Origin of the sequence: Bacillus sp. MD-5, from assembly GCF_002201875.1 — a bacterium.
In the GTDB taxonomy this organism is placed as follows: Bacteria; Bacillota; Bacilli; order Bacillales; family Bacillaceae; genus Bacillus; species Bacillus stercoris.
Genome location: NZ_CP021911.1, coordinates 3,194,499 through 3,215,723, shown reverse-complemented (window position 1 = coordinate 3,215,723; position 21,225 = coordinate 3,194,499). Strand labels below are relative to the sequence as shown.

The 21,225-nt window shown below is 46.0% G+C and carries 18 protein-coding genes and 1 other RNA gene; 18 read left to right on the top strand and 1 reads right to left on the bottom strand.

Annotated features, from left to right (window positions below; all coding sequences use genetic code 11):
- Positions 1–81 precede the first annotated feature (81 nt).
- The 8 genes from smpB (at position 82) to azoRB (ending at position 6,366) form a co-directional block, all read left to right on the top strand.
- Entirely contained in the window at positions 82–552 is a 471-nt protein-coding gene (gene smpB / locus CDO84_RS16310; protein ID WP_003220025.1) for an SsrA-binding protein, read from the top strand.
- Between the two features lie 176 nt (positions 553–728).
- Positions 729–1,091, top strand: a transfer-messenger RNA (tmRNA) gene (gene ssrA / locus CDO84_RS16305).
- A 182-nt stretch (positions 1,092–1,273) separates the two neighbouring features.
- Positions 1,274–2,068 carry an SDR family NAD(P)-dependent oxidoreductase gene (locus CDO84_RS16300; RefSeq protein ID WP_040081809.1) on the top strand — a complete coding sequence of 265 codons (795 nt, stop codon included), beginning with the start codon at positions 1,274–1,276 and terminating at the stop codon, positions 2,066–2,068.
- Between the two features lie 110 nt (positions 2,069–2,178).
- A complete protein-coding gene (locus CDO84_RS16295) occupies positions 2,179–2,751 on the top strand; it encodes a TetR/AcrR family transcriptional regulator (RefSeq protein WP_040081810.1) in 573 nt (190 codons plus the stop codon).
- Positions 2,748–3,107, top strand: coding sequence for a DMT family transporter (locus CDO84_RS16290; RefSeq protein WP_014665391.1), 360 nt, complete (start codon positions 2,748–2,750; stop codon positions 3,105–3,107). The genes CDO84_RS16295 and CDO84_RS16290 overlap by 4 nt, the downstream gene beginning before the upstream one ends.
- A complete protein-coding gene (locus CDO84_RS16285) occupies positions 3,104–3,505 on the top strand; it encodes a YvaD family protein (protein WP_040081811.1) in 402 nt (133 codons plus the stop codon). Before CDO84_RS16290 ends, CDO84_RS16285 begins: the two co-directional genes overlap by 4 nt.
- A 171-nt stretch (positions 3,506–3,676) precedes the next feature.
- Positions 3,677–5,593 carry an FUSC family protein gene (locus tag CDO84_RS16280; protein WP_040081813.1) on the top strand — a complete coding sequence of 639 codons (1,917 nt, stop codon included), beginning with the start codon at positions 3,677–3,679 and terminating at the stop codon, positions 5,591–5,593.
- Between the two features lie 137 nt (positions 5,594–5,730).
- Entirely contained in the window at positions 5,731–6,366 is a 636-nt protein-coding gene (gene azoRB, locus CDO84_RS16275) for an FMN-dependent NADH-azoreductase AzoRB (protein ID WP_040081814.1), read from the top strand.
- A 36-nt stretch (positions 6,367–6,402) separates the two neighbouring features.
- Here azoRB and CDO84_RS16270 read toward each other — a convergent pair whose 3' ends face one another.
- Positions 6,403–7,479, bottom strand: a complete 1,077-nt coding sequence (locus tag CDO84_RS16270; protein WP_040081816.1) for an oxidoreductase — start codon at positions 7,477–7,479, stop codon at positions 6,403–6,405.
- Between the two features lie 127 nt (positions 7,480–7,606).
- Between CDO84_RS16270 and csoR the strand changes: the two genes are divergently transcribed.
- The 10 genes from csoR (at position 7,607) to cysI (ending at position 21,205) form a co-directional block, all read left to right on the top strand.
- A complete protein-coding gene (gene csoR, locus CDO84_RS16265) occupies positions 7,607–7,912 on the top strand; it encodes a copper-sensing transcriptional repressor CsoR (RefSeq protein ID WP_003228404.1) in 306 nt (101 codons plus the stop codon).
- A gap of 73 nt (positions 7,913–7,985) precedes the next feature.
- Positions 7,986–8,195 (top strand): copper chaperone CopZ, encoded by a 210-nt coding sequence (copZ, locus tag CDO84_RS16260; RefSeq protein ID WP_040081817.1) that lies wholly within the window; start codon positions 7,986–7,988, stop codon positions 8,193–8,195.
- Positions 8,196–8,278: 83 nt separating this feature from the next.
- Positions 8,279–10,690 carry a copper-exporting P-type ATPase CopA gene (gene copA / locus CDO84_RS16255; protein WP_040081818.1) on the top strand — a complete coding sequence of 804 codons (2,412 nt, stop codon included), beginning with the start codon at positions 8,279–8,281 and terminating at the stop codon, positions 10,688–10,690.
- Positions 10,691–10,848: 158 nt separating this feature from the next.
- Positions 10,849–12,957 (top strand): heavy metal translocating P-type ATPase, encoded by a 2,109-nt coding sequence (locus CDO84_RS16250; RefSeq protein ID WP_156122880.1) that lies wholly within the window; start codon positions 10,849–10,851, stop codon positions 12,955–12,957.
- Between the two features lie 119 nt (positions 12,958–13,076).
- Positions 13,077–13,745: a disulfide bond formation protein BdbD gene (gene bdbD, locus CDO84_RS16245; RefSeq protein ID WP_040081820.1), complete on the top strand. Its 669-nt coding sequence runs from the start codon at positions 13,077–13,079 to the stop codon at positions 13,743–13,745.
- A 4-nt stretch (positions 13,746–13,749) separates the two neighbouring features.
- Complete coding sequence (locus CDO84_RS16240; RefSeq protein WP_014665382.1) at positions 13,750–14,166, top strand: disulfide oxidoreductase; 417 nt, start codon at positions 13,750–13,752, stop codon at positions 14,164–14,166.
- A gap of 184 nt (positions 14,167–14,350) precedes the next feature.
- Positions 14,351–14,959 carry a trimeric intracellular cation channel family protein gene (locus tag CDO84_RS16235; RefSeq protein WP_014665381.1) on the top strand — a complete coding sequence of 203 codons (609 nt, stop codon included), beginning with the start codon at positions 14,351–14,353 and terminating at the stop codon, positions 14,957–14,959.
- A 192-nt stretch (positions 14,960–15,151) separates the two neighbouring features.
- Complete coding sequence (gene helD / locus CDO84_RS16230; RefSeq protein ID WP_040081821.1) at positions 15,152–17,476, top strand: DNA helicase IV; 2,325 nt, start codon at positions 15,152–15,154, stop codon at positions 17,474–17,476.
- A gap of 170 nt (positions 17,477–17,646) precedes the next feature.
- Entirely contained in the window at positions 17,647–19,464 is a 1,818-nt protein-coding gene (locus tag CDO84_RS16225) for an assimilatory sulfite reductase (NADPH) flavoprotein subunit (RefSeq protein ID WP_040081822.1), read from the top strand.
- 25 nt (positions 19,465–19,489) lie between these two features.
- A complete protein-coding gene (cysI, locus tag CDO84_RS16220; protein WP_040081823.1) occupies positions 19,490–21,205 on the top strand; it encodes an assimilatory sulfite reductase (NADPH) hemoprotein subunit in 1,716 nt (571 codons plus the stop codon).
- Positions 21,206–21,225 lie beyond the last annotated feature (20 nt).

Sequence of the window (21,225 nt, the reverse complement as noted above, 5' to 3'; positions counted from 1 at the left end):
TGTAGCGGTACGTGACATTTGGTAAAATAGAGCGTATCGCAAAAGGTGGACAGTTTTTCCTTAGAGAGAGGAGGTTCTGGCATGCCAAAAGGGTCAGGAAAAGTATTATCTCAAAATAAGAAAGCCAACCACGATTATTTTATAGAAGAAACCTATGAAACAGGCATCGTTCTGCAAGGAACCGAAATCAAATCGATTCGCGCCGGCCGCGTAAACCTTAAGGATTCCTTCGCCAAAATCGAACGGGGAGAAGTGTTTCTCCACAATATGCACGTCAGCCCATATGAGCAGGGAAACCGCTATAACCACGATCCGCTCCGTACGAGAAAGCTGTTAATGCACCGTAAGGAGATTAACAAGCTGATCGGGTTAACAAAGGAAAAAGGCTATTCTCTCGTTCCGCTAAAGCTGTATTTGAAAAATGGCTTTGCCAAAGTGCTTCTCGGCCTTGGAAAAGGAAAGAAGAACTATGACAAACGGGAAGACCTGAAGCGCAAGGACGCGAAGCGGGAAATCGAAAGAGCATTCAGAGACAGTCAAAAAGGCTTCTAAAGGCATAGTGCTTGATTCGAAAATCAGGCCTGTGCTATACTGTGTTCACGATCAGATCACAACGATATTCATTTGAAGGATTTGACAATTGAAAAGAGCCGTGATCATGTTATAATAAGACTATAGCCAGTTTGAGTGAGAGCTTGATATTTTCTCCCGTATTTCCCTTATACCAAGGGGACGTTACGGATTCGACAGGGATGGATCGAGCTTGAGCTGCGAGCCGAGAGGCGATCTCGTAAACACGCACTTAAATATAACTGGCAAAACTAACAGTTTTAACCAAAACGTAGCATTAGCTGCCTAATAAGCGCAGCGAGCTCTTCCTGACATTGCCTATGTGTCTGTGAAGAGCACATCTAAGTAGGCTACGCTTGCGTTCCCGTCTGAGAACGTAAGAAGAGATGAACAGACTAGCTCTCGGAAGGCCCGCCCGCAGGCAAGAAGATGAGTGAAACCATAAATATGCAGGCTACGCTCGTAGACGCTTAAGTAATCGATGTTTCTGGACGTGGGTTCGACTCCCACCGTCTCCATACATACTGACAATAAAGCAGAACCTCTCAAGAGGTTCTGCTTTATTTTTTCTCCAAATCACAGGCACCAAAAAGTGCGTACTTCCATTTCAATCCCAGCTGTTTCATACTGTTTGCAGAGCAGATGTTTCACCAATCAGATTCCTGTTAATAAATAAGAGGAATCAAAAACGGAGGGATGAAGAATGAAGCTGAATTTACAAGGAAAAACCGCACTGGTTACCGGCTCGACATCGGGGATCGGAAAAGCTATTGCCTCTTCATTAGCTGAAGAAGGGGCGGCAGTGATTATTAACGGACGCCGGGAAGAGAAAGTGAATCAGACGATAGATGAATTGAAAACACAACATGCTGAAGCGGTCCTGTATCCGGCTGCATTTGATTTGGGAAAAGAAGAAGGCTGCAATGAGCTGTTTCAGGCATATCCGCACGTTGATATTTTGGTCAACAATTTAGGGATTTTTGAACCGGCGGAGTATTTTGATATTCCGGATGATGAATGGTTTCGTTTTTTTGAAGTGAATATTATGAGCGGTGTAAGGCTGACACGCAAGTATTTGCATAACATGATCGAGAAAAAAGAAGGACGTGTGATTTTCATTGCCAGTGAAGCGGCGATTATGCCGTCACAGGAGATGGCCCATTACAGTGCGACGAAAACAATGCAGCTGTCCATTTCCCGCAGTTTGGCGGAGCTGGCAACCGGCACGAATGTCACAGTCAACACCGTCATGCCGGGCTCTACCTTAACAGAGGGTGTGGAAACCATGCTGAACTCGCTGTATCCTGATGAAAACCTGACTGTTCAAGAAGCTGAGGCGCGTTTTATGAAAGAAAACCGGCCGACATCTATTATTCAAAGACTGATCCGTCCGGAAGAAATCGCCCACTTCGTGACATTTTTAAGCAGCCCGCTTTCCTCCGCAATCAATGGTGCAGCGCTTCGGGCGGACGGCGGTTTGGTCCGCAGTGTCTTTTAAACCTCTCCCAATTGGAGAGGTTTTTTTATATATTGTTGATTTCCATAAATTGCTGTCGTATAATTTTGGTACTTAAACAGTTTTTGTAGTACCGAAAGCGGGGGATTGATATGGATAAAAGAATTCTGGCGGAAACCATCCGGCTAATTAAACAGAAAGGATTTTCATTTACGATGAATGATTTGGCGGCAGCGCTGGGAACAAGCAAGCGGACGCTCTATGCATATTATTCATCTAAAGATCAGCTTGTTGAGGCGGTTGTCGAACAATTTATAGCTGAAATGAAGCAAATGGAAAGAGACATCTATGAAAATGAACGTTTAAATGTGCTCGAAAAGGTGAAAAAAATGCTGATCAGCCTTCCGCAGGGGATGGAACTGCTGAACATGGGATTATTAAATGAACTAAAGAAATACCATTATGACGCATGGCTTACATTAGACACGTTTATTAAGGAAGAATGGGCGATCGTCCTAGCATTATTAAACGAGTGCAAACAGCAAAAGAGAATCAGAAACATCAATCCGGACCTGTTTGTTCACATGTATATAGGGAGCATCAACCAAGTGTATGACCCTGAATATCCGCTGAAACATCAGTTCACGACAGGAGAGGTTCTTGAATCAATTGTAGATGTTTTGTTTAACGGTATAACAGCTGATGAGGAGGCTGATGCAACGTGAATTGGGTGTTTCTATGCTTGGCGATTTTGTTTGAGGTTGCGGGAACGGTCAGCATGAAGCTATCGTCCGGTTTTACAAAACTTATTCCCAGTGTGCTGTTGATTTTCTTTTATGGAGGGAGTCTTTTCTTTCTGACGCTTACGCTAAAATCAATAGACGTATCTGTTGCATATGCTGTATGGTCAGGGATGGGAATCGTCCTGATTACAGTGGTTGGTTTTTTGTTTTTTCAAGAACATGTTAGTGTCATGAAAGTCATTTCAATTGGATTGATTATTGCCGGTGTTGTGTCTTTAAACCTGATCGAGCAGGCTGGGGTGTCTGAGCCGGTACATAAAAGCGGGCAGTACAAATGAGATATATGAAGCTCTTTTTTCTCGTGACTGATATTGGCTTTATCTTGTACTGGCTGTCAGCCGGGTTTTCGCTCATACCGGAAAACTGGGCCTTTAAACATCATGACCATCCGTTTATGATCGCCTGGAACTGGTCTTTTTTTCCTCTGGATATCCTGATCTCTGTGACAGGGTTGTACAGCTTGTACTTACAGCGGGTGAATCGTGCTGAGTGGAAGCTGATGGCGCTGATTTCTCTTGTGCTGACCTGTTGTTCAGGCCTGCAGGCGATATCATTCTGGACATTCAGCAGGGACTTTGATCTTGTGTGGTGGCTGTTTAATGGGTATCTATTGATTTACCCTTTATTTTTTATCCACCTGCTCTTAAAGGAAAGCAGAAGGACGAAGCAGTCCTGACAGGTGCCGCTTTTATGATATTGCGAATAAACTGATGTCATGCAAGCAGAGACGGTTTAAGTCTCTGTTTTTTATCGGGCACACCAATTGAGGAGCTAACCGTGTTTTTGGGCATACTAAAGCGAAGAAATGGGAAGAGTTCTATATATTCATTGAAAAGGATTTTGTCAAATGAACAAAACTGCTGAGAACAATCAAAGAATCATGCCTATCGTGAAGGATGCCTTTCGCATTCATGCGAATCCATTTCCTTGGAAAAAGGCTATCGGATCAGGTTTCGCTTCAGGGTTTCCTGTGCTGGTCGGCGCATTAGCGGGTCACACGGATTACGGACTAACTGCAAGTATCGGAGGCTTTGTTTATTTATATGCTGGCGGTGAATCTTACAAAAAGCGCGCCTTGAAGCTGCTCTTGGTTTCTATTGGGATCGCCCTCTCATTTTGTTTAGGGACGCTTTTGTCCGGGACGCTTTGGATGATGGCGGCTGTTTTGGGGATGGTCGGTGCAGCGGCAATGTTTATTTTTAGCGCGCTCGGCATTCAAGGCCCTGCGCCGATGTTTTTTGTCCTTGCCTTTTTAGTCAGTTCCGGTCTTCCGGCCGATCCTTCACAAGCGTTGTTCAGAGCGGGACTGACGTTTCTCGGAGGCATTTTCGCCATGGGCATCACGCTAATCGGCTGGTTATGGAACAAGCATGGACCGGAGGGAGCGGTGCTGCAAAAAACATATGATCAGCTGGCTGCATGTCTTTCAGCCGTCGGAACGCCAGGTTTTCATCATGCGCAGCATCAGACGGTGCTCATGCTCAGAACAGCCCGCCAAACCGTTCTGGGTAAAGGGAACGGACGGAAAAAATCGTGGCATGATGAACGGTTTTTCCGCCTGCTTGAAAAAGCTGACGACATATTCCTTGCCATTATTCATTTTTCAGCTGAAACGCCGGATGGAGAGACCGCGCAGATTGAAAAGGCACTTCGTCAAACCGGAGATATGCTTGCACATGCACGGATTTTCAATACGTTTCAGATTAATGAAAATGAATCTGAGCCAAAGCGAAAGCTGTTTGAAGAAATCAACGAGGTTTTGCATATCGCTTCAGGACGTTTGGAAAAGCAGCTTGATGGGGAACCGAGCCGCCTGCCATCCTCTTTTTACTTTTTGAGAAATGCTTTTGACTGGAAGTCTCCAGTTTTAATTAGAGCGTTAAAGTACGGAATTGTTCTGTTTGCCGCCGATATGTTTGCCCTCGCATTCGGCTTTGCACGCTCCTATTGGATTCCGCTTTCGGCAGCAGCGGTCATGCTTGGCACTACTGTTGTTTTTACGCTTCACAGGGCTATTCAGCGTTCGGTCGGAACGGTGATCGGTGTTATGCTGGCAGGCGCAATCCTGTTTTTTAAGCCGGGCGGTGTTTATATTGCGTTTTGTATTGCAGCGCTGCAATGTCTTCTTGAGATGCTGATCGTCCGCAATTATGCGCTGGCTGTTCCCTTTTTAACCGCAAATGCGCTTGTTATCACAGAAAGTATGCATGGCGGCGCGGACACCGGTTATTTTATGCTAGCGAGGCTGACGGACGTAGCTGTCGGCAGCGTGATCGGGCTATTGGGAACAATGCTTTTGTGGCGGCGGTTTTCAACGAAGCGACTGCCTGAACTGATGAGGAACGTCATCCGGCTGGAAGGGCAGTTTATGGAGAAACTGTTAACCGGGCAGAATGCCGACGAACACAAGTTAAGGGTGAGTCTTGTCAGGCTTCGGGATGCGTATGACAAGGCCCTTGGAGAGTTTCCTCATGCGAATGCGGAGGCGCTCTGGCCTGCCATTTCCGGTGCTCAGCACTTAGGGTACTATTTGCTTTCGGCCCAAGCTCACCGCCGTCCGCCTGCTCCGTTTTCTGATGAAGAGATCAACCAGCTGCGGGCGTTTTTTGAACAGGCTGAGCAATCCTTTATAGTGAAAAGGATGCCGGCGGATATTCAAGTGCCGCATGTCCCTCATTATCCTCGAATCAGTAAAGAACTGTCCGCGCTGTATTCCGGCTTGAGAACAGCTTTTGAAAAGAAAGCTGTTTGGAAAGTTAAATAATCTTTAATTCGAGATGTTTTACTTGAAAGTAAATTTCTTTGTCTCTATAATAAAGTCTAAGAGAGATAGAATAATCATTATGCATCTGTATGATAATAATTGATGTGTGATTTTTAAAAACGAAAGGGCTGGTAAAAATGGCAAAAGTATTATATATCACTGCTCATCCGCATGACGAAGCAACTTCGTACAGTATGGCAACAGGTAAAGCATTTATCGAATCTTACAAAGAAGCGAATCCAAATGATGAAGTTGTACATATCGATTTGTACAAAGAAAACATCCCGCACATTGACGCAGATGTATTTAGCGGATGGGGAAAGCTTCAGTCAGGTACAGGCTTTGAAGAGCTTTCTGAAAGCGAAAAAGCGAAAGTAGGCCGTTTGGGAGAGCTTAGCGATCAATTTGCATCAGCTGATAAGTATGTATTTGTTACTCCTTTATGGAACTTCTCATTCCCGCCAGTGATGAAAGCGTATCTCGATTCTGTTGCTGTTGCAGGAAAATCATTCAAATACACAGAACAAGGCCCTATTGGCTTGTTGACTGATAAAAAAGCAATTCATATCCAAGCGCGCGGCGGCTACTATTCAGAAGGCCCTGCGGCTGAGATGGAAATGGGGCACCGCTACATCGGCATCATGATGAACTTCTTCGGGGTACCATCATTCGATGGCATTTTCGTAGAGGGACATAATGCGGAGCCTGATAAAGCACAGCAAATCAAAGAAGACGCGATTAAGCGTGCGAAAGAAGCAGGAAAAACATTCTAATGAAAAAGCCTCCCCTTATTTGGGGAGGCTTTTGTTTTACTGCTCCAGCATAATGGTTCGTTTCTCTTTACTGCTTTTCATCGCGGCTTCAATGATGCGGATGACATCAATACCTTCCTCAGCAGTGACTGGCAACGTAGCACCTTCTCGTATGCTTTCCGCTATTTTTCGGTAATAAGTGAGATAGGAGCCATTTACTGATGGAACGGTTTCTGTTTTTTTATCGGAGCCATGAACGGTTGTAAGCTGTCCGTAAAACTCCGGATCGTCCGCACCCCAGCTGTCACCCTCTGGTTTTCTTCCCGCTCTGAGTGCATCTTCCTGCCCGTCGATTCCGTATTTGATAAAGCTGGAACTTTTTCCATGGATTTGATAACGGGGACCGTTTGCCGGAACAATTGATCCTCCGTATAGAATGGCTTGAAGCTTGCCGTAATCCAGGATTAAATGAAAATAGTCAACCGTTTCGGCATTTTCCCGCTGAGCCATTACGTTTGCAGTCACGGCTTTAGGCATCCCAAACAAATGCAGGGTCTGGTCTATAATGTGGGAGCCGAGATCATACAGCGTGCCAGTGGCAACGCCTTCTTTTTCCCGCCACCGCGCCTGAATCTCAGGTCTGTACCGGTCATAGGAGACTTGATATGTATTGATATCTTCAAGAGATCCCTCAGAGATCAGCTTTTTAATCGTTAAAAAGTCGTTATCCCAGCGCCGATTATGATATACGCTTAACAATACGCCTTTTTCATCAGCGGCTTTCTTTAATTTCTCCCCTTCTGCGGCCGTCGCTGTCATCGGTTTTTCCAACACGACGTGTTTTCCCGCTTGTATGCACGCCATAGCATGCTCGTAATGAAGGCCGCTCGGTGTGGTGACAATGACGAGCTCAATGGAGGGGTCATTTGTGATTTCCTCAAGCTCATGCACAACTTCAGCATCAGGAAAATCCCGTTTCACTTCTTCCGTCCGTGATGTCATGATTTTGCTGATGTGATACTCATTTAGAACAGCCAGCAGCGGCCCGTGAAAAACAGAACCGGACAATCCGTATCCTAATATTCCAACCTTGATCGTATCCACTTTTCTTCTCCCCTTTAAAAGCGTTATCAACAGAAGTATATACCCTCCTGATGAAATGGTAAAACCTAACTGATTCAATTTTTGCGTCGGCATGCTTAGACAACCGTTTGGACAATCAGTATAATGGGAATTAATATCATTAAACAGAGGTGTACGCATGGAAAAGCATAACGAACATAAAACATTAAACCATAAAAGCTCGAAAGAAAAAGATCAGATTACAAACCGGCTTAAGCGGATTGAGGGTCAGGTCAGAGGCATTCAAAACATGGTGGAAAACGATAGATATTGTGTAGATATTCTTGTGCAGATTTCAGCTGTTCAAGCGGCAATGAAAAATGTGGCGCTTCATTTGCTTGAGGATCATGCCCATCATTGTGTAGCGGATGCCATCAAAAGCGGAGACGGGGAACAAGCCATTTCTGAGCTGTTGGATGTATTTAAAAAGTTCACAAAATCATAAAGCGTTTTTTATTGTAATACCCTACGGGGGTATGGTAGGATGAAAACAGAAAGAATAAACAGGAGGAATTCATATGGAACAAAAAACATTGCAAGTCGAAGGAATGTCTTGTCAGCACTGTGTCAAAGCAGTAGAAACGAGCGTAGGAGAACTGGACGGCGTCAGTGCTGTTCATGTCAATCTGGAAGCGGGTAAAGTCGATGTTTCGTTTGATGCTGACAAAGTATCCGTCAAAGACATTGCGGATGCGATAGAAGATCAGGGCTATGATGTAGCCGATTGATTCAAGATATCGCGCCTTTATGGAGATGCGATATTTCTTTCATTTTTATATACCCCCCGGGTGTATATAAAGGAGTGAGTATATTGAGTGAACAAAGGGAAGTCGCAATGCAGGTCTCTGGTATGACCTGTGCGGCATGTGCTTCCAGAATTGAAAAAGGCCTGAAGCGGATGCCCGGTGTCGCAGATGCCAATGTCAATCTGGCAACGGAAACTTCAAATGTAATCTACGATCCTGCTGAAACAGGGGCTGCAGCAATTCAGGAAAAAATACAGAAGCTGGGCTATCATGTCGTTACAGAAAAAGATGAATTCGATATTGAAGGCATGACCTGTGCGGCCTGCGCCAATCGGATTGAAAAGCGGCTTAACAAAATAGAAGGCGTCGCAAACGCCCCTGTAAACTTCGCTTTAGAAACAGTTACAGTCGAATACAATCCAAAAGAAGCGTCTGTCAGCGATCTGAAAGCAGCGGTAGATAAGCTTGGATATAAGCTAAAGCTGAAGGATGATCAGGACGGTGCAGCAGCTGCTGCTAAAAAGAAAGAAGAACGGAAGCAAACGGCGAGACTGATCTTTTCAGCGGTTCTGTCGTTCCCATTGCTTTGGGCGATGGTGAGCCATTTTACATTTACATCATTCATTTGGGTGCCGGATATATTCCTCAATCCGTGGATGCAGTTTGCGCTGGCGACACCAGTCCAGTTTCTGATCGGCTGGCCGTTTTATGCGGGTGCATATAAGGCACTCAGAAATAAAAGCGCCAATATGGATGTATTGGTCGCGCTCGGAACGACTGCTGCTTACGCCTATAGTCTATATCTTACTTTTCAAAGCCTTGGTTCCAACGGACATACAGACGGCCTTTACTATGAAACAAGCGCGATTTTGCTGACGCTGATTTTACTAGGCAAGTTGTTTGAAACAAAAGCAAAGGGACGTTCCTCGGATGCGATTAAAAAGCTGATGAAGCTTCAAGCGAAAACAGCGACTGTCGTAAGAGACGGAAAGGAGCAAATCGTCCCGATCGCCGAAGTGCTCGTTCATGACATTGTTTACGTCAAACCTGGTGAACGAATTCCTGTCGACGGAGAAGTGATTGAAGGCCGCTCGGCGGTTGACGAATCGATGATTACAGGAGAAAGTCTTCCTGTTGATAAAAATCCTGGCGACAGTGTGACAGGTTCAACCGTTAACGCAAACGGCTTCCTGAAAATTAAAGCTGTCAACGTCGGGAAGGACACTGCCCTTTCTCATATCATCAAAATTGTTGAGGAAGCACAAGGGTCAAAAGCGCCGATCCAGCGTCTCGCTGACCAGATTTCAGGCATTTTTGTGCCGATTGTATTGGGGATTGCCGTTCTCACTTTTCTCATTTGGTATCTTTGGGCGGCTCCTGGCGATTTTGCTGAAGCGATCAGCAAGTTCATTGCGGTTCTTGTCATTGCTTGTCCGTGCGCCCTCGGTCTTGCCACTCCGACGAGCATAATGGCTGGATCTGGACGCGCTGCTGAATTCGGCATTTTATTTAAAGGCGGCGAGCATTTAGAAAAAACACATCGTCTCGATACCATTGTTCTTGATAAAACCGGAACCGTGACAAACGGGAAGCCGCGTCTGACGGATGCCATTCCATTCGGACGTTTTGAAGAAACAGATTTGCTTCAATTTGCAGCGGCAGCGGAAACGGGATCGGAGCATCCGCTCGGCGAAGCAATTGTGGCTGGCGTGAAAGAAAAAGGGCTAGAGATACCGAAGCTAACCCGTTTTGAAGCGAAAGTCGGCGCAGGCATTTTGGCTGAAGCCGGAGGGAAAAGCATTCTCGTCGGCACAAGAAAGCTAATGGAGAGCGAACAGGTTGAGCATGGGGCTCTTCTCGCCAAAATGGAAGAGCTTGAGGCCGAAGGGAAAACGGTTATGCTTGTATCCATTGATGGGGAGGCAGCGGGGCTAGTAGCGGTTGCAGATACGATAAAAGACACGTCGCAGAAGGCTGTTGCTCGTCTGAAAGAGTTGGGGCTTGATGTCATCATGATGACAGGAGACAATCGCAGAACCGCAGAAGCCATCGCGAAGGAAGCGGGAATTACGAGTGTTATTGCGGAAGTCCTTCCTGAACAAAAGGCGGCAGAAATTGCCCGCCTGCAAAAAGAAGGCCGCCAAACAGCCATGGTAGGCGACGGAATTAACGATGCGCCGGCGCTTGCCACAGCCGATATCGGCATGGCGATTGGAACAGGCACGGATATTGCCATGGAAACAGCTGACATTACGCTGATTCGCGGCGATCTAAACAGCATTGCCGACGCCATTCGCATGAGCAGATTGACAATGAAAAACATTAAACAAAACTTATTCTGGGCGCTCGGCTATAACAGCCTCGGCATCCCAATCGCAGCGCTAGGATTTTTAGCACCATGGATAGCGGGAGCAGCAATGGCATTCAGCTCCGTTTCCGTAGTTCTGAACGCTCTTCGTCTGCAGAAAGTAAAATGAAAAACCGGCGATATGCCGGTTTTTGTTTTTCATTGACACTTTCTTGGAAAACAACATATAATAGGTGTAACTATTATATGAGTATATGCTCATATATGTATAACAAATCAATGCTCATTGATACGCTTTGAAGAGGGAACCCTAAATCGGAAGGTAAGGTGAGACTAGTGAAACAGGAATACGTTCTGGACGGTTTGGATTGCAGCAATTGTGCCCAAAAAATCGAAAATGGAGTCAAAGGCATAAAAGGAATTGACGGATGCGCGGTAAATTTTGCGGCAAGCACCTTAACTGTCTCGGCCGATGGGAAAGAAGAGCAATGGGTCACAAATAAAATAGAGAAAAAAGTGAAATCAATCGATCCGCATGTAACGGTTCGCCAAAAGCATAAAAAGAAATCAGCGGATGACGGCTATCGTAATCGAATGGTCAATATGCTAATCAGAATGGCGGCGGCTGTCATTCTCGGCGCAGCGGCATATTTGGTTCATTCAGGCACCATTGAATTTTGCCTATTTCTCGCTGCTTATTTGATCATTGGCGGTGACATTGTCATCCGCGCAGTCAAAAACATCATCCGCGGCCAAGTGTTTGACGAACATTTCTTGATGGCCCTTGCCACAATTGGTGCTTTTCTGATTCAGCAATACCCTGAGGGAGTCGCCGTTATGCTGTTTTATCAAATCGGTGAGCTTTTTCAAAGAGCCGCAGTCAGCCAGTCCAGAAAATCAATTAGTGCCTTAATGGATATACGGCCTGATTACGCCAATGTGAAAACAAAAAACGGCATCGAACAGGTTTCTCCGGAGGATGTTCAGACAGGAGATATCATTGTGGTTAATCCGGGAGAAAGCATACCCCTGGACGGTAAGGTCGTGCAAGGGTCAGCGATGGTTGATACATCTGCGTTGACAGGTGAGTCCGTTCCGAGAAAAGCTGCGGAAGGACAAGAGGTCATGTCAGGCTTTATCAATCAAAACGGCGTTCTGCATATTGAAGTCACAAAGGGCTATCAGGACTCAGCAGTATCAAAAATATTAGACCTGGTTCAGAATGCGAGCAGCCGCAAAGCCCGGACAGAAAACTTTATCACGAAGTTTGCTAAGTATTATACACCTGCTGTTGTCATTATCGCGGTATTGCTGGCTTTTGTTCCGCCGCTTGTTGTTTCTGGCGCCGCTCTTTCCGATTGGGTGTACCGCGCGCTTATCTTTTTAGTGATTTCTTGTCCTTGTGCGCTAGTTGTCTCTATTCCGCTCGGTTTCTTCGGAGGAATCGGAGCGGCCTCGAAGGCTGGAGTGCTTGTAAAGGGAAGCAATTATTTAGAAGCCTTGAATCAAGTCAAATACGCGGTGTTTGATAAAACGGGAACATTAACAAAAGGCAGCTTTGAAGTGACAGAAATCAAGCCTTCGGAAGGATTTACAAAGGACAGCTTACTTGAAGCGGCGGCATACGCTGAGCTTCATTCACAGCATCCGATTGCCGAATCAGTGCGTAAAGCTTATGGAAAAATGCTTTCCCCTGACGCCATAGAATCATATGAGGAAATATCCGGCCACGGCATTTTTGCAAAGGTAAATGGAACTGAGATCCTTGCCGGGAATAAAAAGCTCATGGAAAGAGAACAAATTGAGGATGTCCCGGATGAAAAAGCCGGAACAATCGTACACGTTGCCGTTGGTCAACGATATGCCGGAGCAATCATCATAGCGGATGAAGTAAAGGAAGACGCAGCACAAGCAGTTGCTGATCTGAAGTCGCTTGGGATCAAACAGACAGCTATGCTGACGGGTGATTCGAAACAAACGGGGGAAGCGGTCGGAAAACAGCTTGGCATCGATGAGGTATATGCAGAGCTGCTCCCGCAGGATAAAGTCGCGCAGGTCGAAGCATTGGAAGCCAAGCTTTTGCCTAATGAAAAACTCATTTTTGTCGGTGACGGCATCAATGATACACCAGTGCTTGCCCGCGCAGATATAGGGGCCGCGATGGGAGGCCTTGGCTCAGACGCCGCGGTAGAAGCCGCAGACATCGTGCTGATGACAGATCAGCCGTCAAAAATTGCGGAAGCGATTCGGATTGCGAAACGGACACGGCGTATCGTGTGGCAAAACATCGGCTTTGCTTTAGGCGTAAAAGCGATCTTCCTCATTCTTGGTGCATTTGGAATTGCGACTATGTGGGAAGCGGTTTTCTCTGATGTCGGCGTTACGCTGCTGGCTGTTGCAAACGCCATGCGTGTTATGCGTCTTAAAAACAAATAAATTGTCGGAGAGAATTCATTTTTTCGGGGTTTTCTTATCTGTGCTTGTCTTGTTAAAATAAAGAAGTGGGTCAATTGCGATCCGCTTCTTTTTTAATTTTAAAACGATGAGGTGTCGGAGTGAAAAAGAAACAGCAGTCTTCTGCGAAATTCGCGGTCATCCTTACGGTTGTGGTCGTTGCATTGCTAGCAGCCATTGTCATCATTAATAACAAAACGGAACAAGGCGACGAAGCGGTTTCCGGACAGCCGTCTATTAAAGGCCAGCCTGTGCTTGGCAAGGACGATGCACCGGTAACTGTAGTAGAATTCGGAGATTACAAATGTCCGTCTTGCAAGGTGTTTAACAGTGACATCTTTCCAAAAATACAAAAAGACTTTATTGATAAGGGCGATGTGAAATTTTCTTTCGTGAACGTCATGTTCCATGGAAAAGGTTCAAGATTAGCGGCTCTTGCATCAGAAGAAGTATGGAAGGAAGACCCTGACTCTTTCTGGGACTTCCATGAAAAGCTGTTCGAAAAACAGCCGGATACAGAACAGGAATGGGTAACCCCGGGCGTTCTCGGTGATCTTGCAAAAAGCACCACAAAGATAAAACCTGAGACGCTCAAGAAAAATCTTGATAAGGAAACATTCGCTTCTCAAGTGGAAAAGGATTCTGACCTTAATCAAAAAATGAACATAAATGCAACACCGACGATTTACGTCAATGATAAAGTGATCAAAAATTTTGCGAATTATGATGAAATCAAAGAAACGATAGAAAAAGAGCTGAAAGGGAAGTAACGATATGAAAAATAGAATCGTATTTTTATATGCTTCCTGGGTTGTGGCTCTTGTCGCTATGCTGGGCAGCCTGTATTTTAGTGAAATCAGAAAGTTCATTCCATGTGAACTGTGCTGGTACCAGCGTATCCTCATGTATCCGCTCGTCCTGATTTTAGGCATTGCCACCTTTCAAGGGGACACACGCGTGAAAAAATATGTGCTTCCGATGGCGATGATCGGGGCATTTATTTCGATCATGCATTACTTAGAGCAAAAAGTGCCCGGCTTTAGCGGCATTAAGCCGTGTGTAAGCGGCGTGCCGTGCTCGGGCCAATATATTAACTGGTTTGGTTTTATTACAATTCCATTCCTGGCCTTGATTGCTTTTATCCTGATTATCGTTTTTATGTGCCTGCTGAAGGGCGAAAAATCTGAATAACCCAAAAGCGCCTCGTATGCCTGGGCGCTTTTTAATTTCGCAAAACTCATGTCCATCAGCAATAGCCGTATTCCCTCTAAATTTATCTTTTTTTCTCATAAAAATGTTATTGCTTTTACGCTTGAGCGATTATAAAATCTAGAGGTCGTCAGAAAATTTAACAAACATAAAGGGAGTCATCAGAATGGCTTGGGAGCTGCTCAGTGTGATTGGCATCATTGCGTTTGCAGTCAGCGGCGCAATTGTTGCGATGGAAGAGGAATACGATATTTTAGGAGTTTATATATTAGGGATCGTTACAGCTTTTGGAGGAGGAGCGATCCGCAATTTGCTGATTGGTGTTCCGGTGTCAGCGCTATGGGAGCAGGGAGCGTATTTTCAAATCGCGCTTTTATCTATTACAATTGTGTTTCTGTTTCCGAAGCTGCTGCTGAAGCATTGGAATAAGTGGGGCAATTTGTCAGATGCGATCGGCCTCGCAGCCTTTGCTATCCAAGGCGCACTGTATGCCGTCAAAATGGGCCATCCGCTTAGTGCCGTGATTGTGGCTGCGGTGCTGACGGGAAGCGGGGGCGGAATCATCCGCGACCTTCTTGCCGGGCGCAAACCGCTTGTGCTGAAGGCGGAAATTTACGCGGTCTGGGCGGCTCTCGGCGGATTAATCGTCGGATTGGGCTGGCTGGGGAACTCGGTAGGCTTATACGTTCTGTTTTTTGTGCTCGTTGTCTGCAGGGTTTGTTCCTATATGTTTAATTGGAAGCTGCCAAACCGTTCTTTTCGCTTAGATAATTAATAGCAAAAAAACCGATTTCGATGTGAAGTCGGTTTTTTTGCATATAAATAACCCAAACCTTGATTGATTTTGGGTAAATGTGATAAGATAAATTGTATTTGCCAGTTTTCATCATATATTTGATATATGTATCCAATTATATTTTACAGTATTTCATCTATGTTTGTCAACTATTTTCTGGAGGTGCCGTTCATGAATCAGAAGGATAAGGAATGGAAGGAAGAGCAGTCAAGAATAGATGAGGTGCTGCAGGAACTCGGAAAAAAAGAGCGGTTTCTGGAAACGTCTGCGGGCGGGTTGAAGCATGATATCATCGGATTAAGAAAAAGCTTTTGGGAGGATGTGAAGGTTAATTTTGATGATGCCCATGAAGCGGTTGAAACGATGGCAAGCATTAAGCAGCAGGCAGAGCTGCTGTCTGATCGGGAACGGAATCATCGGCGCATGGCCCAGCAGCTCAAACGAATTCAACAATTAAAAAAATCGCCTTATTTTGGCCGGATTGATTTTATTGAAAACGGCGAGGAGCAGGCAGAGCGAATTTATATCGGTTTAGCTTCCTGTTTGGATGAGAAGGAGGAACACTTTCTGATTTATGACTGGAGGGCGCCGATATCAAGTATGTACTACAATTATTCCCCAGGAAAAGCGGAGTACGAGGTGTCCGGTGAAACGATAGAAGGGGAAATGGTGCTGAAACGACAGTTTATGATCAAAAACGGCGATCTCAAGGCGATGTTTAATACCGATATGACGATTGGCGATGAAATGCTGCAAGAGGTATTAAGCCATCATTCCGATACCCAAATGAAAAACATCGTGTCTACGATTCAGAAAGAACAAAATCAAATTATCCGTAATGAAAAAAGCAAATTCCTGATCGTGCAGGGAGCGGCTGGGAGCGGAAAAACCTCGGCAGCGCTTCAGCGTGTCGCTTATTTGTTATACAGGCACCGCGGCGTCATTGATGCCGGACAAATCGTTTTATTTTCTCCTAACTTCTTATTTAACAGCTATGTCTCCTCTGTTTTGCCTGAGTTAGGAGAAGAGAATATGGAGCAGGCGACGTTTCAGGAATATATCGAGCATCGGCTTGGCCGCAGGTTTCAATGTGAAAGCCCCTTTGACCAGCTTGAATATTGCCTGACTGAAACAAAGGAAGGCGATTTTTCAACAAGGCTTGCGGGTATCACATGGAAGGCGGGTTTATCTTTTCAGCAATTCATTGGTGAATACGTCACAAGGCTGTCCTCTGAAGGGATGATTTTTAAAAATATTGTTTTCCGCGGCCAAAAGCTGATTACAAAGGAACAGATTCAATCCTATTTTTACTCATTGGATCAAAATCACTCGATCCCGAACCGGATGGAACAAACCGCGAAGTGGCTGCTGAGTGAGCTAAACAAGCTTGAGAAAAAGGAGCGTCGAAAGGATTGGGTCGTTCATGAAGCTGAGCTGCTCGACAAAGAGGACTACTTGGACGTGTACAAGAAACTGCAGGAAAGGAAACGGTTCAGCGAGAGTACGTTTAACGATTATCAAAGAGAGCAGCAGCTGCTTGCCGCCATCATTGTGAAAAAAGCTTTCAAACCGCTCAAACAAGCGGTCAGACTCCTGGCATTTCTTGATGTGAACCAGCTGTATCTGCAATTGTTTTCCGGATGGGAAGGGGAATCCCAGCATGAGAAGACGGCAGCGATAGGAGAGCTGACCCGTTCGGCATTTACGGAAAATAAATTGCTCTATGAGGACGCGGCACCGTTTCTTTATATGCAGGATCTGATTGAGGGCAGAAAGAAAAATACGAAAATCAAACACCTATTTATTGACGAAGCTCAGGACTATTCACCGCTGCAGATGGCTTACATGAGAAGCATTTTTCCGGCTGCCAGCATGACAGTGCTTGGTGATATCAATCAGTCTATCTACGCTCATGCCATACACGGGGATCAGCGTATGGATGCGTGCTTTGAAGATGAGCCTGCTGAGTATGTTCGTTTAAAGAGAACGTACAGATCGACAAGGCAGATTGTCGAGTTTACAAAAGCGATGCTTCAAGATGGAGCGGATATTGAGCCGTTTAACAGAAACGGGGAAATGCCGATCGTGGTCAAAACTGAAGGACATGAGAGCCTTTGCCAAAAGCTCGCGCAAGAAATTGGACTGCTCAAGAAAAAAGGGCACGAAACAATAGCCGTCATTTGCAAGGCTGTGCAGCAATGCATACAGGCGCACGCCCACATGAGTGAATATGCAGATGTTCGCCTGATTCATAAAGAAAATCAACCATTCCAAAAGGGAGTTTGCGTGATCCCGGTGTATTTAGCGAAGGGAATTGAATTTGACGCAGTACTTGTCTATGATGCATCTGAAGAACACTATCATACAGAGCACGACCGCAGGCTTTTATATACTGCGTGCACCCGTGCAATGCACATGCTGACGTTATTTTATACAGGTGAAGCCAGTCCGTTTGTAACCGCTGTGCCGCCTCACTTATATCAGATTGCGGAATGAAGAGAAGGGAGTCCTTCTCTTTTTTCTATTTACATGAAGCAGGGCTGTTTTATCATTAGGATTCTTAATAGTTATCATCATGTAAATATATTTTACTTAAGCCTAGTATTCCGGTAAAGTTCAATTAGATGCAATTTTCGATCAGTTTATAACTTTGTGAGGTGGATACGTTGCAACTTCAGGTAATGAACAGTCCGTTTAATCAGGAGCAGGCAGAGCTCCTTAACCGCCTTCTGCCGACCTTGACCGAATCCCAGAAAATCTGGCTGAGCGGATATTTATCCGCACAATCTGTTTCCGCCCAAGAAACTGCGGGTGCGCCGGCGGCAGCTGTGTCTGTGGAGGCACCAGCACCGGCCGTTTCAAAAGAAGTGACCGTTCTTTATGGTTCACAAACAGGAAACGCACAGGGGCTTGCAGAAAATGCCGGCAAGCAGCTTGAACAGAGCGGTTTTCAAGTGACCGTCTCATCCATGAGCGATTTTAAGCCGAATCAGCTGAAGAAGGTAACCAATCTTTTAATCGTGGTTAGTACGCACGGTGAAGGCGATCCGCCTGATAACGCGCTGTCGTTTCACGAATTTCTGCACGGAAGACGGGCGCCTAAGCTTGAAAATCTGCGTTTTTCCGTTTTGGCGCTTGGTGATAGTTCGTACGAATTTTTCTGCCAGACAGGGAAAGAATTTGATCAGCGCTTAGAAGAACTCGGAGGAGAACGGATTTCTCCGCGCGTTGATTGCGATCTTGACTATGATGAACCGGCAGCCGAATGGCTTGAGGGTGTATTGAAGGGATTAAATGAAGCTGGGGGCGGAAGCGCCGCACCTGCGCCGGCGGCTGCGGCTCAAACCGGTGAGTCTTCGTATTCCAGAACAAACCCGTTTCGGGCTGAAGTGTTAGAAAATTTGAATTTAAACGGCAGAGGATCAAATAAAGAAACACGTCATGTGGAGCTGTCTCTTGAAGGATCTGGCCTGACTTACGAGCCTGGTGACAGCCTCGGCGTCTATCCGGAAAACGATCCAGAGCTTGTCGAACTGCTCCTTAAGGAAATGAATTGGGACCCGGAAGAAATTGTGACGCTTAATAAGCAAGGTGATGTCCGTCCGCTGAAAGAAGCGCTGATTTCTCACTATGAGATTACCGTTCTCACAAAACCGCTTCTTGAACAAGCAGCCCAATTGACGGGAAGTGAGGAGCTTAGAGACCTTTTAGCCCCGGGAAATGAGGAGAATGTAAAAGCTTATATTGAAGGACGCGATTTGCTTGATCTCGTCCGTGATTATGGCCCATTCAGTGTATCTGCGCAGCAATTCGTCTCGATTTTGAGAAAAATGCCTGCCCGCCTTTATTCGATTGCAAGCAGTTTATCCGCAAATCCGGATGAAGTGCATTTAACAATCGGCGCAGTCCGCTACGATGCGCACGGCCGTGAACGAAAAGGCGTCTGCTCAATTTTATGTGCGGAACGACTGCAACCGGGGGACACACTGCCTGTTTATGTACAGCACAACCAAAACTTTAAGCTTCCGAAAGATCCTGAAACACCAATTATCATGGTCGGCCCCGGGACAGGCGTCGCACCTTTCCGTTCCTTTATGCAGGAGCGTGAGGAGACGGGAGCAGAAGGAAAAGCATGGATGTTCTTTGGCGATCAGCACTTTGTCACGGATTTCCTTTACCAGACAGAGTGGCAGAATTGGCTCAAAGACGGTGTGCTGACAAAAATGGATGTGGCGTTCTCACGTGATATGGAAGAAAAAGTATATGTGCAGCACCGCATGCTTGAACAGAGCGCAGAGTTGTTCGAATGGCTTCAAGAAGGAGCGGCTGTTTACATTTGCGGAGATGAAAAGCATATGGCGCATGACGTCCATAACACATTACTTGAAATTATCGAAAAAGAAGGCAATATGAGCCGCGAAGAAGCGGAAGCTTATCTTGCCGATATGCAGCAGCAAAAACGCTATCAGCGTGATGTATACTGATTTGACTTGAAAGGAGTTTTTCAACATGGTGACCAAAATCTTAAAAGCACCGGACGGCTCTCCAAGTGATGTTGAACGCATTAAAAGAGAAAGCGACTATTTGCGCGGCACACTGAAAGAAGTGATGCTCGATCGGATCAGTGCAGGAATTCCTGATGATGACAACCGCCTGATGAAGCACCACGGCAGTTATTTGCAGGATGACCGCGATCTCCGCAATGAACGCCAAAAGCAAAAGCTTGAACCGGCCTATCAGTTCATGCTGCGCGTGCGTATGCCAGGGGGCGTTTCAACGCCTGAGCAATGGCTTGTCATGGATGACCTTTCTCAGAAATACGGGAACGGCACATTAAAACTGACGACACGTGAAACGTTCCAAATGCACGGGATTTTGAAATGGAACATGAAGAAAACCATCCAGACGATCCACTCAGCGCTTTTGGATACGATCGCAGCCTGCGGAGACGTAAACCGTAACGTCATGTGCGCATCAAACCCTTATCAGTCTGAAATCCATTCAGAGGTATACGAGTGGTCTAAGAAATTAAGTGATGATCTGCTGCCGCGGACGAGAGCCTATCATGAAATTTGGCTTGATGAGGAAAGAGTGGCCGGCACGCCGGAGGAAGAAGTCGAGCCAATGTACGGACCGCTCTATCTGCCGCGGAAGTTTAAAATCGGTATTGCCGTTCCGCCGTCTAATGATATTGACGTCTTTTCACAAGATCTTGGATTCATTGCGATTGTCGAAGATGGCAAGCTGATCGGTTTTAACGTGGCGATTGGCGGCGGCATGGGAATGACGCATGGCGACACAGCCACATATCCGCAATTAGCCAAGGTCATCGGATTCTGCCGGCCCGATCAAATGTATGACGTTGCTGAAAAAACGATTACGATTCAGCGCGATTACGGAAACCGTTCTGTCCGCAAAAATGCGCGGTTCAAATACACGGTTGACCGCCTCGGTTTAGATACCGTAAAAGAAGAATTGGAAAACCGTCTCGGCTGGAGCCTGGAAGCAGCGAAGCTATATCATTTCGATCATAACGGCGACCGCTACGGCTGGGTGGAAGGCATCGAGGATAAATGGCATTTCACGCTGTTTGTCGAAGGCGGCCGTATAACGGATTACGATGATTATAAGCTGATGACAGGCTTACGGGAAATCGCCAAAGTTCATACAGGCGAGTTCCGTCTGACAGCCAATCAAAACCTGATTATCGCAAACGTTTCAAGCGAGAAAAAAGATGAAATCAGTGCGTTAATCGAGCAATACGGCCTAACTGACGGCAAGCATCATTCAGCACTTCGCCGCAGCTCGATGGCTTGCGTCGCTCTTCCAACCTGCGGATTGGCAATGGCGGAAGCAGAACGTTATTTGCCAACCCTCTTAGATAAGGTTGAAGAGATTATTGACGAAAACGGCCTTCGTGATCAGGAAATCACCATTCGCATGACAGGATGCCCGAACGGCTGTGCACGCCACGCACTCGGTGAGATTGGATTTATCGGAAAGGCGCCGGGCAAATATAATATGTATCTTGGCGCTGCCTTTGACGGAAGCCGTTTAAGCAAAATGTACCGTGAAAACATCGGTGAAGCAGACATTTTAAGCGAGCTTCGCGTCCTTCTTTCCCGCTATGCGAAAGAACGTGAGGAAGGCGAGCATTTCGGTGACTTTGTTATCCGCGCCGGCATTATTAAAGCAACAACTGACGGTACGAATTTTCATGATTGAGAATGAAAGACGAGAGACGG

Excerpts from the sequence above, each read along its gene's own strand:
- csoR (WP_003228404.1), top strand. The coding sequence starts at position 7,607 with ATGGAAAAGCATAACGAACATAAAACATTAAACCATAAAAGCTCGAAA.
- copZ (WP_040081817.1), top strand. The coding sequence starts at position 7,986 with ATGGAACAAAAAACATTGCAAGTCGAAGGAATGTCTTGTCAGCACTGT.
- CDO84_RS16240 (WP_014665382.1), top strand. The coding sequence starts at position 13,750 with ATGAAAAATAGAATCGTATTTTTATATGCTTCCTGGGTTGTGGCTCTT.
- cysI (WP_040081823.1), top strand. The coding sequence starts at position 19,490 with ATGGTGACCAAAATCTTAAAAGCACCGGACGGCTCTCCAAGTGATGTT.
- CDO84_RS16235 (WP_014665381.1), top strand. The coding sequence starts at position 14,351 with ATGGCTTGGGAGCTGCTCAGTGTGATTGGCATCATTGCGTTTGCAGTC.
- azoRB (WP_040081814.1), top strand. The coding sequence starts at position 5,731 with ATGGCAAAAGTATTATATATCACTGCTCATCCGCATGACGAAGCAACT.
- CDO84_RS16280 (WP_040081813.1), top strand. The coding sequence starts at position 3,677 with ATGAACAAAACTGCTGAGAACAATCAAAGAATCATGCCTATCGTGAAG.
- CDO84_RS16285 (WP_040081811.1), top strand. The coding sequence starts at position 3,104 with ATGAGATATATGAAGCTCTTTTTTCTCGTGACTGATATTGGCTTTATC.
- helD (WP_040081821.1), top strand. The coding sequence starts at position 15,152 with ATGAATCAGAAGGATAAGGAATGGAAGGAAGAGCAGTCAAGAATAGAT.
- CDO84_RS16300 (WP_040081809.1), top strand. The coding sequence starts at position 1,274 with ATGAAGCTGAATTTACAAGGAAAAACCGCACTGGTTACCGGCTCGACA.
- smpB (WP_003220025.1), top strand. The coding sequence starts at position 82 with ATGCCAAAAGGGTCAGGAAAAGTATTATCTCAAAATAAGAAAGCCAAC.
- CDO84_RS16295 (WP_040081810.1), top strand. The coding sequence starts at position 2,179 with ATGGATAAAAGAATTCTGGCGGAAACCATCCGGCTAATTAAACAGAAA.